General features: G+C 32.7%; 13 protein-coding genes. All 13 read right to left on the reverse strand.

What is annotated here, in order from left to right; genetic code table 11:
* Nucleotides 1-28: 28 nt before the first annotated feature.
* The gene (locus tag RBR53_06500) at nt 29-1369 is read right to left on the reverse strand and encodes a lysine 2,3-aminomutase (protein MDY0132303.1); all 1341 of its coding nucleotides are present in this window, start codon (nt 1367-1369) and stop codon (nt 29-31) included.
* 670 nt (nt 1370-2039) lie between these two features.
* Complete coding sequence (locus RBR53_06505) at nt 2040-3668, reverse strand: aldehyde ferredoxin oxidoreductase N-terminal domain-containing protein (GenBank protein MDY0132304.1); 1629 nt, start codon at nt 3666-3668, stop codon at nt 2040-2042.
* Between the two features lie 19 nt (nt 3669-3687).
* A complete protein-coding gene (locus RBR53_06510) occupies nt 3688-4869 on the reverse strand; it encodes an iron-containing alcohol dehydrogenase (GenBank protein ID MDY0132305.1) in 1182 nt (393 codons plus the stop codon).
* A gap of 69 nt (nt 4870-4938) precedes the next feature.
* Entirely contained in the window at nt 4939-5463 is a 525-nt protein-coding gene (locus RBR53_06515; protein MDY0132306.1) for a hypothetical protein, read from the reverse strand.
* Nucleotides 5450-6010 (reverse strand): TetR/AcrR family transcriptional regulator, encoded by a 561-nt coding sequence (locus RBR53_06520; GenBank protein ID MDY0132307.1) that lies wholly within the window; start codon nt 6008-6010, stop codon nt 5450-5452. Before RBR53_06520 ends, RBR53_06515 begins: the two co-directional genes overlap by 14 nt.
* A gap of 138 nt (nt 6011-6148) precedes the next feature.
* Nucleotides 6149-6808, reverse strand: coding sequence for a helix-turn-helix domain-containing protein (locus RBR53_06525; protein MDY0132308.1), 660 nt, complete (start codon nt 6806-6808; stop codon nt 6149-6151).
* A gap of 306 nt (nt 6809-7114) precedes the next feature.
* Entirely contained in the window at nt 7115-7519 is a 405-nt protein-coding gene (locus RBR53_06530) for an iron-sulfur cluster assembly scaffold protein (protein MDY0132309.1), read from the reverse strand.
* Nucleotides 7520-7875: 356 nt separating this feature from the next.
* Nucleotides 7876-8619: a thioesterase gene (locus RBR53_06535; protein MDY0132310.1), complete on the reverse strand. Its 744-nt coding sequence runs from the start codon at nt 8617-8619 to the stop codon at nt 7876-7878.
* A gap of 54 nt (nt 8620-8673) precedes the next feature.
* Nucleotides 8674-10683, reverse strand: a complete 2010-nt coding sequence (gene ligA, locus RBR53_06540) for an NAD-dependent DNA ligase LigA (protein MDY0132311.1) — start codon at nt 10681-10683, stop codon at nt 8674-8676.
* Nucleotides 10670-11407, reverse strand: coding sequence for a nucleoside phosphorylase (locus RBR53_06545; protein MDY0132312.1), 738 nt, complete (start codon nt 11405-11407; stop codon nt 10670-10672). Before RBR53_06545 ends, ligA begins: the two co-directional genes overlap by 14 nt.
* Nucleotides 11376-11633: a hypothetical protein gene (locus RBR53_06550; GenBank protein MDY0132313.1), complete on the reverse strand. Its 258-nt coding sequence runs from the start codon at nt 11631-11633 to the stop codon at nt 11376-11378. Before RBR53_06550 ends, RBR53_06545 begins: the two co-directional genes overlap by 32 nt.
* Before the next feature lie 20 nt (nt 11634-11653).
* Nucleotides 11654-13732 carry a glycine--tRNA ligase subunit beta gene (gene glyS, locus RBR53_06555; GenBank protein ID MDY0132314.1) on the reverse strand — a complete coding sequence of 693 codons (2079 nt, stop codon included), beginning with the start codon at nt 13730-13732 and terminating at the stop codon, nt 11654-11656.
* Between the two features lie 3 nt (nt 13733-13735).
* On the reverse strand, nt 13736-14620 hold the full coding sequence (gene glyQ, locus RBR53_06560; GenBank protein MDY0132315.1) for a glycine--tRNA ligase subunit alpha: 885 nt from the start codon (nt 14618-14620) through the stop codon (nt 13736-13738).
* Nucleotides 14621-14658 lie beyond the last annotated feature (38 nt).

Raw genomic sequence — 14658 nt, forward strand, 5'->3', positions numbered from 1 at the left:
ATATTTTTAACCAAAAGCCTTTAAGTATTCAGTTGGTGCAGCTTCTAAGTATATCTAACTTTTTTTCCTTGAACTCATTATGCTTTTTTTCAAAAAAGAATTCTTTTTCACCAAAAGCTGGCTCTAATTCATCTATCCATGAGGCATCTTTGTTGAATTTTGCAAAAAAAACCTTATTTACATGTTCTTTAATTCTTGACTGTACAAATTTTAAAACATAAACTTTTTCACCTTTTATTTCAGTGATATCCTCAACAAGAATTTTACCAATTTCGGCTGACATAGAAGGACCGCGTACAGTTCTTGCCAATCCTGAAACATTTCTATAGGCTTGGGTAAAAATTTCAAAAGCCTTAGCAAGAGAAATTTCAAAATATTTTTTCGACCCTGTGTCCCTTCCAACAAACATATAATATGGGATTGTGCCAAGCTTTAATTGACCCTTCCACATTCTTTCCCAAACATAACTATTGTCGTTTATATTTTTTATCAAGGGAGCCTGGCATCTTATCTGGGCTCCTACTGACTTTAGTCTTTTAACTGCTTTTTCAACGGCAGGAGTTTCAAGTTCTCTATAATGGGAAAAATGAGCCATAATTGCGAGATGGTAACCTTTGTTTGTTATTTTTTCAAAAAGCCTCATTAAGTCATCTGAATCTTTATCCCGATAAAATCTAAAGGGCCAGTTTGCCAGAGCTTTTGTTCCAAATCTTATATTAAGAAGATTTTCAGGTTTTTCCTTTAAAAAAGGTTCAATATATTTTTCAAGAACAGATGTTTTCATAACCATGGGATCCCCTCCTGTAAACAAAAGATCTGTTACCATGGGATTTGTTTTTATATATTTATGAAGACTTTCTCTTTCACTCGATGAAAATTTAAATTTCTGAAATCCTATAAATTGAGCCCATCTAAAACAATAGGTGCAATAACTATGACAAAACTGACCCTGAGTTGGGAAAAAAAGAACAGTTTCATCGTATTTATGCTGCATTCCTTGAAGAATTGTCTTATCCATAACCGGAACGTTTAAATCCATTTGTCCTGCAGGGTGAGGATTCATGCCTAAATGAATTTTTCTTACCTGCTCTTTAAATACATCCATTTCACCGTTTAAATACAACAATTTCAGTTGGTTATAGTTATCATCACCTATCATCCCCGGCTGGGGAAATGTCAACTGGAAAATTGGATCATCTGGAGCATTATTCCAGTCAATGAGTTCATCAAGAACATAACTGCTAACCCTAAAAGGAATTATATTAGCACAGATTTCAATTTCTTCTTTTATTTCAGGTGCCAGCTTATCGAGGTATTTGATTTTATTTAAAAAATTTTTATTGTAAAATTGAAAATTGAGTTTATCCATTGTGCCTCCTTGAATATTTCTAATTTTAGAAAAATCTAAACGCGAGATTTAAGTTTTGTTTGTAGGGTGAACGAAAGATATGAGAGTTTAATTGATTTGTCAAACAAAGACAAACACCAAATTCTTTTAAAACAATGAGTTATACAATTAAACAACTAGAATTTATTTTTATTTAAGACTTAAATAAAAGTATAAACCTGGTGTTTAAAAAATTTTTTAAAAAAACAACTTAATGCCAGGAGAGCAAACAAAGAGAAAATCAAAGCACTTAAGCATTAAACAACTTTGACTTTAAAGGGGGTTCTTTTTAATTACAGCCTTTTTTATCAGACCCATCTTGATAAAATTATTTCCTTCAGATGAGAGGTACAGCAAAGCAAAAATGGTTAAAATTTAACCTGGGGATAATTGAGATTGAAAATATTTTCTTACAATATCAAATTGAAGCACCCCCAAGATAAGCTTGCAAAATAAGACGGCGACCATAAAATGTTTTTCTAAAACAAAAAGGGTTAGCTTACTTGTCCGAATAGAAAAAATCGGCTAAAAAAGATGCAATATATTGCTAATCTAGATATAAAACATCTTTGAAATATTCTTGCGGGCAAACAAACCGTTAAAGCTTGTGGAAATTTTCCAACAGCAAGTCTATGAACCAAAAATCACCCTATTAAATCTGAGATCCTCTTCCTTTTAAAACATCTTTTTTCCCTAAAGAGTATTCCCGTATGTTCATATTTTTTTCAAGCTTATGGATTCTTTCACCCGCTTTTAAAAAATCCTTTCTTGACAACTTTATTCCTGTTAAAGCTGTAAAAAGTTTGGAATAAAGGCTGAAGTTAACAAGGGAAATTGCAAGGGCTGGAAACCTTTTCACAAAAATATTCAAAGTTAATTTAGGACAATATTTCAACAAAACGGGATTACGAGCATAGAAATAGGATGTAAAACAGCAGATACCAAGTGAATTTACAGCACAAAAAACATTTTCAAATAATTTAATAAAGCCAGGTTGTGACCTAAGATTATCAATCTTTAAAAGTCTAAAAAAAGAATCAATTGCAATCTCATAAAAAGAAAAACTAAAGGACCCGCTATTTAGATCATGAAAATCAATTTGAGAATCAGGCAAAGCCTCGTTCATAAAAGCATCCATTTCCCTTATTTTCATCTTAGTTGTAAAATCTTCCTGGTTGTATTGCCTTAAAAGCTCTTCTAAACCAAGACCTGCTTTTACTCCTTCACCTCTTGAATATGCAATCTCATATAAAAAATCCTCTATCCCTTTATAGGATTCAGTTTTCACCTGAAAATCAAGGCCACACTTTTCTGAACTTCCCATTATCCAGCCAATAGTTCTTCCTGCTAAAATTGTATCCATCCCCATTTTTGAACAGATTTCATTAAACTTAGCCGTTATGCTTGAGTCTGAAGTTTTAAGGTTTGTGCCAATAACTGAAGCTGCTCCAAGTTCAATCAGGCTTTTTTTGTCCTCAGATGAAACTTTATAAGGTTTTCGTTTTGTAAATATTTCACTGAAAATTTCGCCTAAATCAGAAGAAGATTCAGGCTTAAAACTTTTAAAAAGATATGAACCGGCTTGGTTTTGATTAGTATATTTATTTGCTTTTTTTCTAAGTTTATTAAGCTTTTTCTTATTTGCAGGAAGAATTTTATAATCTCCGCCTTTTACAACAACTCCTTTTAAATTTTTTGAACCCATTACAGCACCAAGGCCTTCTTTTCCAAAAAAGCTATTCCCTGATCTAATATTTGCAAACTTTACCCCGTTTTCACCTGCTGGTCCAATCACAAGGGCGGCTTCGTTTTTACCTTTTACAAGTTTTTCCTGGGACTTTTTTGTGCTAAACCCCCAAATAGCTTCTCCATCTTCAAAGTAAGCACCATTTTTATCAATTTTTAAGATTATATGCTTTCTACTTCTTCCTTTGATTATCAAACCATCCCATCCTGCTGTTCTAAGCTGAACTCCAAAAGAACCGTTGCAGAATGAAGAATTAAACAAATTTGTAAGAGGAGATTTGGCAACTGAATAAAACCACCCAGAACAGCCTCCTTTTGCATCCGTTAAAATACCAGGGACAATTGAGAGGATGTTTTTTTCGCTAAGAGGATCAATCCCTGGATTTATTCTGTCAAACAACAACTTTAACCCTAAACCTTTTGCTCCAATATAGAGTTTTCTTTCCTCCCTTGAAACCTCAAAAACATTCCAGGTTCTTGAAGATAAATCAACTTCAAGAACTTTATTTGAAATTCCAATATTTTTTTTAGCCATAAATATTTTTATCCTGATTTTAAAATGCTTTTTTCAAAATTCCCATTGCATCTTCATGACTCATCTCCTCTGGATTCATCATCAAGGCACCGTCATTTATTGTCTTTGTTGCAATACTTTCAAACATGTCTTCTGTTACGCCAGCTTCTTTCAATCTCATTGGAAGAGATGCTTTTTCATTGAGCTTTCTTTGTAAATTTCTCAAATTTTCAATAAATTTAAAAGCTCTGTTTTCCTTTGAAGTATTTGAATAAATTTCAGGGCCGGAAAGAGGCAAAAGAAGCTCACTTAAACTGTCTTTGATTTTTTCAAAACTATATTCAAGCCCATAGGGAAGAAAGATAGACATTGCCACTCCATGTGGAACCTTTGCAACTGCACCTGTTGAATGACCAAGAGCATGAATTCCGCCAACCATTGAATTTGAAAATGCAATTCCTGCCATAGTTGCAGCATTTGCCATATTGAGCCTGGCTTTACGATCCTTCCCGTTTTCCACAGCAGCCAAAATATTTTCACTTATAATCCTTATTGCTGAAAAAGCATAGGCATCACTTATGGGATTTTTCTGTAAACATGTATAAGCCTCTATTGCGTGGGTTAAAGCGTCCATCCCAGTTGCAGCTGTAATTTTAGGAGGCATTGTTTCTGTCATTCTAGGATCAATAACTGCAAGGTTGGGAAGAAGGTAGTCTGAAATAAATTCCATTTTAACTTTTTTTTCTTCATTATAAATAACAGCGACAAGAGTAGCTTCTGATCCTGTTCCCGCCGTTGTAGGAACAACTATCAAAGGTTTTAAAGGTTTTTTAAGTAAGTCTGTACCTTCGAATTCCATCAAGTCATCGGAGTTTTCAGTTACAAGAATATTAGCCCCCTTGGCAGTGTCAATTGGAGAACCTCCCCCCACCGCAATTAAGGAATCACATTTTTTTTCTCTGTAAACCCTTGCAATATCTTTAACAACTGAATTTGAAGAATCAGGAGGAACATCCGAATAGATCCCGCCTATTTCAACACCGCTGTTTTTAAAAGAGTTTATAAAAACTTTAATTAATCCTGCATTTTCAACACCCTTATCTGTAACTACAAGAGGACGCTTTGAGTTTAAAAGTTCAAGTTCATAGGGAAGGTTGTCTAACGCTTTGTTTCCAGATATTATTTTTACCGGATTATAAAACTGATAGTATGATGGAAGCATTTTTTTCTCCTTATTTAAAAACTTTTATAAAAAATGAATTATATAAAATTTAAGTAAGCTGATAGCTGATTAACAACCCCTAACCAGCCCTATTGTATAAAAATAGAGTCTTTTTGACATTCTTTTCGAAAAGCTTATTTTCGGGATTCTCCTCATTAGATTTTTACAAAGAAAATCAGGGTAAAGATAGGCAAGAATTCTGTTTAAACACCTTGTAAATGACATTGCCTTGGCAACATCGCCAATTACAATAAACCTGCTTTCTGAAAAACCCTGGGGAACTCCCATTAAAGGAGTAAGAATAAGAAAAGCTGATTCTATATTTTTAAAATTTACTGATAAATTCGGTTTGTTTTCCTGATTTGAAGATGCCTTTAAATTACCACTATTTTTTGTTAAAAAAAGTTTTGGCCCATGGGGAAGAACATTAAGTTCAAGTATAAACCCTTCCGGCCAGGCTCCAACCTCACCCATAATTTCATGATCATGCTTTGAAAATACCTGAAAAGCTCTTCCTAAAATCACCATTACAACTTTGCATACAGCGGTTTTAAACCATTTTCTGCCAGGTTTGTAACTTTTAAATTCTGACATCTTCTTCCCCCTTTGTGTTTTTAAACAAAATTTTGATTAACTCCACATATCTTTTGCTTGAAACTTCGTTTATGGAAAGCAGGTTCTGAATAACAAGTCCATCAACAGCCGCTATAAAAAAACTTGCAAGAGCATCTGGATCTCTAAGATCTGGAACAACCTCATTCAAACCCCGGACAAGCATTTTTTTCCATCTCCCGTAAATATAACGAAACTTGTCCAAAAGCTCTCCTTTTTCAGTTACAGCTTCACGAACTAAATAAATATGGAGCCTGCTCCTTGTTATTGAATCAGGCACTGTTTCAAAAAGTTTTCCAACTATTTCTTCAGGTGGATCGCCTGTGTTTAAAAGATTTAAAAGATTTTGAGTAATTTTTTCCATATGCATTTCAGTCACTGCAAAAACAAGATCGTTTTTAGTTGAAAAATGATAATACAAGGTTCCTTTGCTTATCTTTGCCTTTGAAGAAATTTCAGCCAGTGATGTTTTTTCCACACCTTTTTCAGTAAAAAGCTTTGAAGCAGATTTTATTATATTTTTTTTCATCAAACTATCCGTTCGGTCGGCTGACCGACATAAGGTTAAAAAACAAGGCATCTGAGTTTTTTTACAAACGCCTTATTATTTGTGTATATAAAAATAAAAATTATTTCAGTCAAGAAAGAAGTTAAAAAAAGATAAAATTTATCGTTTATCTCTCATTTCTTCTCTTATTTGACTTAGATCTTTTTCCAGAATTTCCCGCCCAAGAGCATTTCCTTCTTTAATTATCAAAATTGCAAGCCTATGCATATACTCTCTTCTTTCTTCTTGGCTTCTTCCAGGATAATTCCTAAATGTAAGCACAACGCCAGCAAGGGACGCAAAAAAAGCATGGGTAAAAAACCTTATATTTGAAACACCTTCAGCCTTATTAACTGCTTTATCAAACATATTGAGGAAATATCTTTGAACTGCGTTAAATTTCTTCAAAGCCCTTTGATTAACCTCACCTCTTATCATAAAATGGCACATCATCTGGAAGGTTGATTCGTTATCTATAAGATAATCAACTACAGCTATTGCAAGTTCATCTAAAGTACCGCCAGCAGTTATTCTTTTTTCGAGCTCGCCTTCTATCTTATTTATATCCTGAATAAGGGCTTCTACAAACAAATCATCCCTGCTTGGAAAATATCTATAAATAGATGCGGCAGAAACCCCTGCTTCTGCTGCTATATCCCTCATTCCTATTTCATGGAAGGATCTTTCATCAAAAAGTGTCATGGCAGCAGAAATTATAAGCTGCTTTCTCACTTCTCTTTCATCCTCCCTAAGCTTCATAAAAGTTGACTGTTGAGTCATTAACAGGCCTCCTTAAAAATTTATATATATATGTACTGACACATATTAATCTGAGTTAATTGAGGAAGATAAAAAATGATTTTCCCTAGTCAGATTCAAAACTTAAGCCTCAAAAACATCAATTCTGAAAGTTAACTTTTTTACCTGACTTAAAACAAACCCCAAGCCCCTAACATTTAACAAATAAATCCAATTAGTTTTATTCAATATAAATAAAATTACGGAGATGTTAATAGCTAACACTTTAACAAATAAATTACAAACAGCTTGGACAATCTTTAACTATGGCTATTCACTTCTGCAAAATCACACAGTTTTCACGCATTTTTTACCTGCATCACTTAAAGCAAGAAAAAAAGCTCCCACAGCCAGTTCAGCACAATGAGTTTCATCTTCAGGCAAAGTTTCAAGGTATTCTACAAGGTCTTCAGGAGTAGTTTCCCAAGCCTCATCAAAGTCCTTACCTTCTACAAGCTTTGAAAGTGCAGCTGAGCATGCATTTGTGTTTATACATCCATCAATCTGATATGAAAGAAACTTAATTTTTTCCTCACTGATTGTAAGATACATTGAAATTGTATCCCCGCATTCTCCTGTTTTAGAACCAAAACCATCAGGATTTTCCACATATTCTGCTCTGTCTGTGCTGAAAGCCATTTCAAGAAATTTTTTTGAATGTTTTTCAAAAAAACCTTCTTCAATACCATGCATTTTATACCCCCAGATACTCAAATTAAAAAAATTAATATACATTATGCCAGATACCAAGGCAATTGATTTTTAGTCTCACTAATAAAAATTGAATGCTCTGTCAAAATTTAAATTGCTTTTCACCTTAACTTTCTACTATTAAGCATATAAAATCCAGTACAAAAAAAAAGCCCCCTGATAAAACCAGAGGACTTTTTTAAACCAATAAATAACACAGCATAAGGAGAATAATTGTTATTAAATTTGAGCTTAATTTTATTTTAAAAGAACTCTATAATAAAAGTTTATATAATTCAACTAAAATTCAGTTTTTGAAATTTAAAAACAAACTAAATTAATTATTTGCAAAAACTTATTTAAGAGATAAAAATCTTTATCAATGCAAGTGATTTAAGATTTTTTCCATTTTTAATTTCAATTAAATACCGGCTTGAGTCTTCTTCTTTTTCTGAAAAAACTTTAAGTCTATCATTATATAAGGAATCATTTAAATATAAAATTTCAATTTTTTTTAAATTTTTATTTTTAAAATCATCTTCATCTATACATTCTTTTGCCCATTTTAAATAAGAAGTATTATTCACATGGTTGTTAAAATCTATATCATCTCTTAAAGCTTTGAACTCCGATTTTAAAACAGGATTTAAAGGGCTTTTAATTTCAGCTGCAAAAACTTCAGGATTTTTTGGTTCAAAGCAAAACTTTTCTTCAATTGTTCTATCTAATCTTGAAGGCCTTTTAGTCTTTTTATCTACAATAACCCAGGAACAAAGACCTTTTACAAAGACGTCATTATTTGAATCCAAAAAATCAAACCTTCTCATCTCATAGAGCTTTTTAAAAGGATATCTCCAGGTTCTGATTTTAAAGACTTCATCCCAGAAAGGTCTTTTTTTAAATTCAAGCTCATACCTGTGAACAACCCAGATTTTTCCTTTTTCTCCAAGGTGGAGAGCTGAAAGACCTAATTGATAAGAATGCCTGCTTGCAATATCCTGACATAAATTTAAAATTTTAACTGCTTTTATCTGACCTTTAAAGTCAACATCAGAATATAAAACTCTAAAATCTTCTTCAAAAACATCTTCACACCCAGGCATTTAATTTCCTTTTATAAAATTTCATTTCTCAGCTCACAAAGCAACAGGCCTTGATCAATTATTGCCCAAAAGTTTTTTTTCTAAGTAATTCAAATCAATTATTTTAACCCCTAAACTTTCAGCCCTGTCAATTTTTGAGCCTGCTTTTTCACCGGCAATAAGATAATCTGTGTTTTTGCTTATGCTATTTGAAACCTTACCGCCCATATCTTTAATAAGTTTTTCAAGCTCTGTTCTAGTATACCCTTCCATTTTACCTGTTATCACAAAAGTTTTATCAGTGATTTTTGTTTGTTTGGATGGTTGTTGAAAGGTTAAATTTTCTATTTTAATTCCACAATTAAACAAATTTGATATTATTTTTTTGTTTGTTTCATTTCCAAAAAAAGATTTTATTTCCTTTGCTGCTTCAGGACCTATGCCTTCAATACTTAAAAGCTTTGTTTCTTCTGCACTTAAAAAATCATCAAATGTTTCAAACTTTGAGGCTAAAACTTCAGACATATGTTTTCCTACATTTTTTATCCCAAGAGAATAAATAAACACATCAAGAGTTGTTGTTTTTGAATTATTTATTGAATCAATAAGATTTGATGCTGATTTATCTCCCATTCTTTCAAGTGCCGAAACCTCGTCTTTTGAAAGCTTGAAAATATCAGAAAATTCTTTTACCAACCCTTTACTTACGAGTTGTTCAACTGTTTTTTCTCCAAAACCGTCAATATCAAATCCTGATTTTGAAGTAAAATGCCTTATTTTTTCCTTAAGCTGGGCTGGACATGAAAGATTTACACATCTGTGTGCTGCCTGCTCTTCATCTTTTATAATTTGTTCACCACATGAAGGACATTTGGCTGGCATTTCAAATTTAAGCTCTTTACCAACTCTTTTTGATTTAACGACTTTTATAATTTTTGGAATTACATCCCCTGACCTTTGAACAAAAACACTGTCCCCAATTCTTATGTCTTTTCTTTCAATTTCGTCCATATTATGAAGGGTAGCTCTCTTTATCAAAGCTCCTGAGATTTTAACAGGCTCAAGTTCTGCAACCGGCGTAAGCACACCTGTTCTTCCCACCTGAACTGTTATATCCAGAATTTTTGTTGTTTCCTCCCTGCCTGGAAACTTTATTGCAATTGCCCATCTTGGGGCTTTTGAAGTGGCTCCAAGAATTTGATGAAATTTGAAATCTTCAACTTTTACAACAGCTCCATCAATTTCACAGGAAAGACTGTCTCTTATTTCAAGATAATTTCTATAAACTTTTATTACTTCTTCAGGGGACAAATTATATTTATTAAGTTCATTTATTCTAAATCCCATTTCCTTTAAATCTAAAAACATTTCTTCAAAAGAGCCATATAAGATATCAGTTTTGCCAACCCCGTAAACATAAATTTCAAGAGGTCTTGAAGCTGTAATTTTTGAATCAAGCTGCCTTAGTGAACCCCCTGCTGCATTTCTTGAGTTGGCAAAGAAAGTCTCACCCTTTTTTCCCCTTTCAAGATTAAGTTCTTCAAATTCTTTCCTTGGAATTATTACTTCTCCTCTTGCTTCAAAAATACCTTTTACATGTTTGGAAAGTTTTAAGGGTAGGGTTTTTATGGTTTTTACATTTTCTGTAATATTTTCCCCAATATATCCATCCCCCCTTGTTGCAGCCCTTAAAAAAACCGAATCCTCATAAATAAGAGAAACTGCAATTCCATCAAGTTTTGGCTCTATTGAATATTTTATTTCTGAAGTTTTTAAGTTTTTTACAACCCTTGAATGAAAATCTAAAAACTCTTCTTCATTTAAAGCGTTGCTCAAACTCATCATTGGAATAAAATGTTTTACTGATTCAAATTTAGAAAGGGGTTTGGAACCTATTCTTATTGTAGGAGAATCAGGAACTTTAAACTGGGGATATTTTTCTTCAAGTAAAATAAGTTCTTTTAATAAAGAATCGTATTTTGAATCTGAAATTTCAGGATCATCATCTATATAATATTTTTTAGAATGATAATTTAATTCTTTAACAAGATTTAAAATTTTATTTTTAACTTTATTTTCTGACATAGTCTGCTGCCCAGTTAATAATTTTTTTTCTTGATTCATTAAACTCCTTTGATTTAAACCCTTGAACCCATTTCTTGCCTGAAACAAAATCTGAAACAATATTTATACAAATAAGATTGATATTTAAAAATTTAGCAGCATGGTAAAGTGCAGAATTTTCCATTTCAACACAGGTTGAGCCCTTGTTTTTAAAGAAATCAATTTTCTCCCTTGTTTCACGAAAAATTGCATTTGTAGTCCAGATTTTTTCTTCCTTAAACAAAATATTGTTTTTATTTAAACTTTTTTTAATTTTAACTTGAAAATCTGAATCAAATTTTATTTCTTCATCTAAAGCATAGCTTTTATATGTTGAATCTTCATATTCAAAGGATGAAGGAATTATTAAATCCCCTAATTTTAAATCAGAGCTTAAACTTCCACACCATCCAATTGCTAGAATATTATCTGCTCCTGAACAAACAAGAGACTCAAGCACAGCAACAGCATGAGGAGCTCCAAAATAAGGGCCTGCAATAAACCCTGAGTCTGAAGAGTAAACCTGGCTCATTAAAAAACCAAAACCTCTTTCCTTAAATGAAATGTTCTGGCGTAAAAAATCAAAATCTTTTTTTACTGCAGATAAAACTCCTTTTCCAGGAAGAGGTTTTTTAGATAAAATTAAAGGTCTTACAAGCCCTTTAGAATCTCTTTTATTCTGGTAAGGCAAGATCCTGGAGCTCATCTTTTAATTCATCTATTATTTCATAAAGCCAGATTATATCTTCAACACTAAGTCTTCCAGCACGCCTTGGAGCACCTTCAGTACCATCCTTTTTCATTATAATTCTTGGACCAATTTGAACTTTTGGCTCTCCTTCAGCATATTGATTTATGGAAACAACAAGACCTGTTTCTTCAGATCTCCATTGTTTTAATAATTTGTCTTTTTCAGGATCAAAACCTGCCATAATTTACCTCCTCAATTTTATTAACCAGATATTCTTGAAAAATCTGCAAACCCTTTAAAAATATTTGAAATATTTGATAAAAGAGCAATCCTATTGTTTTTTATTTTTTCATTGTCTGACATTACCATTACATGATCAAAAAAACTGTCAACCTCATCTTTTATTGAAGAAACCTCAAATAGAGCTTCTTTTATTTTACCTTCGCTTACAAAAAGTGCGGACTTTTCTTTTATATCTTTTGCCTTTGAATAAAGAGCTTTTTCTTCACTGGATTCAAAAAGAGACTCATCAATTAAATCAGTTTCTATTTTGATTTTTTTAAGAATGTTTTCCACTCTTTTAAATCCGCTTGCTAAAGTCGCAAAAGATTCCTTGTCCTTTTGTCTTAAGGCAGTTATTGCAGAGACCCTTTCCCAAACATTTGGAATTAAATCAAAGTCTGCTGAAATTACAGCTGAAACAAGATCTCTTAAATATCCTTCATCAACAAGAATCTGCTCCATTCTTACAGCAAAAAACTCCATAACTTCATTTAAAATAATATCTTTATCTTTGGTCATTAATGAAGAAAACTGCTCAAGTGAAAAAGTTACCATTTCTTTTAAGGAAATAAATCCTTTTTTTGCTTTTAAAATCTGAATAATTCCAATGCATTGTCTTCTTAAGGCATAGGGGTCAGAGGCTCCTGTTGGGACAAGACCTATGGAAAAACACCCACAGATTGAATCAAGTTTGTCTGCTAAAGAAACACAATACCCAGATTTTGTTTCAGGAAGCTTGGCTCCAGCACTTACAGGCATATAATGCTCTTCAATTCCTATTGAAACTTCATCTGGATAACCCATGTTTTTTGCATAAATTCTTCCCATTATTCCCTGGAGTTCTGCAAACTCATCAACCATTTTAGAAACAAGATCTGATTTAGATAAACTTCCAGTAATTTTGGCATTTTCAGTTTCATTTTCATCAAATCCAAGTTTTTCACAAATAAACTCAGTGTTTTTTTTGATTCGTGAAACTTTTTCTCCAATTGAACCAAGTTTTGCCTGAAACATTACATTTTCAAGTTCTTTATTCCAGGTTTCAAAATCTGCTTCAAGATCAGCATCAAAGAAAAAATCAGCATCTGAAAGCCTTGCTCTTAAAACCTTTTCATTACCTTTAATTACAATTTCATCTTTTAAGGGTTTTATATTTGAAACTGTAATAAAATAAGGAAGCATTTTTCCATTCTCATCTAAAACTGCAAAATATTTCTGGTGATTTTTCATTGCAGTATATAAAACCTCATCAGGAAGTTTTAAAAATCTTTCTTCAAATTTTCCTGTAAAAATAACAGGATATTCTACAAGGTTGGTTACTTCATCAAGAAGCCCAAGGTCTTCGTATACCCTGCCGCCCGCTTCTAAGCCTGCTTTTTTAATTTCAGATTTGATAAAATCCCTTCTTTTTTCTCTGTCTGCAATTACAAAAGCCTTTTTAAGCTTTTTTTCATATTGATCAGGATTTTCAATTACAAGCTCTCCGCTGTGATGAAATCTATGGCCTGTAGTTGACCGGGAAGACTTTATCCCCTCAACTTCAAATTCTATAAGTTCACTGCCGATAAGGGCAATAAAGCCTTTTACAGGTCTTGCAAATGTCAAATCAAGATCTGCCCATCTCATGCTTTTAGGAAAAGGAATTTTTGTAACAAGCTCAGGAAGAAGCTTTTTTAATATATCTTTTGTTGAAAAAACATCTTCATTTTTAAGTACAAAAATATAATTTCCCTTTTTAGTTTCTTCAATCTGAATATTATTTGGTAAAACACCATTTTTTTCGGCAAACTTAATTCCTGGAGTCTGAAGTTTTCCATCCTTAAAAGCAACTTTTTCAGGAGGCCCCATAATTTTTGTCTGAGCTTTTTTTTGCTCGGAGGAAATTTTATTTATAATAAGGGCAAGTCGTCTTGGAGTTGAAAATTTATAAACTTTTTTAAAATCTATTCTTTTATCTGAAAGATTTTTTTCAAGGAATGAAGACATAAAATCAAGAGCAGGTTTTATATATCCTGCTGGAAGTTCTTCTGTTGATATTTCAAATAAAAAATCAGTCATATCCTAATTTCCTGTATTCTGTTTTTTAAGCAAAGGAAACCCCATCTCTTTTCTTTGTTCAAGATAAGCTTCTGAGCATTCCCTTGCAATCTTTCGTATCCTTCCTATATAGCCTGTTCTTTCAGTTACACTTATTGCCCCTCTTGCATCAAGGAGATTGAATGTGTGTGAGCATTTGAGACAAAATTCATAGGCAGGAAGAACCACTTCTTCTTTAATGAGACGGTGTGCTTCAGACTCGTAGCTTGAAAAAAATTCATGGAGAAGAGAAACATTTGCAAGCTCAAAATTATATTTTGACTGCTCCACTTCCTGGGTATGGAAAAGATCTCCGTAATTTAGTTCATCATTCCATTTTAAATCATATACATTGTCAACACCCTGAATATACATAGCAATTCGTTCAAGACCATAAGTTATTTCCACTGAAACAGGCTTTACTTCAATACTTCCTGTCATCTGAAAATATGTGAACTGAGTAATTTCCATTCCGTCCAGCCATACTTCCCAGCCAAGTCCCGAGGCTCCAAGAGTTGGAGATTCCCAATCATCTTCCACAAAACGGATATCATGCTCAAGAGGATTGATTCCTAAAACTTTTAAACTATTTAAATATTTTTCCTGAATATCGGAAGGAGAAGGTTTAATTAAAACCTGAAACTGATAATAATGCTGGAGTCTGTTTGGATTTTCTCCATACCTTCCGTCTGTTGGCCTTCTTGATGCCTGAACATAGGCAGTTTTCCAGGGCTCAGGGCCTAAAGATCTGAGAAGAGTTGCATGATGAAAAGTTCCTGCTCCCACTTCAGTATCATAGGGCTGTGATATAAAACATCCTTCATCTGCCCAGTATTTTTGAAGATTAAAAATAAGATCTTGAAAATTCATAACAAAATTTTCCTTAAATATTTTGAAAATTAACCAAA

It is taken from the genome of Desulforegulaceae bacterium, assembly GCA_034006035.1.
Taxonomy (GTDB): domain Bacteria; phylum Desulfobacterota; class Desulfobacteria; order Desulfobacterales; family JACKCP01; genus JACKCP01.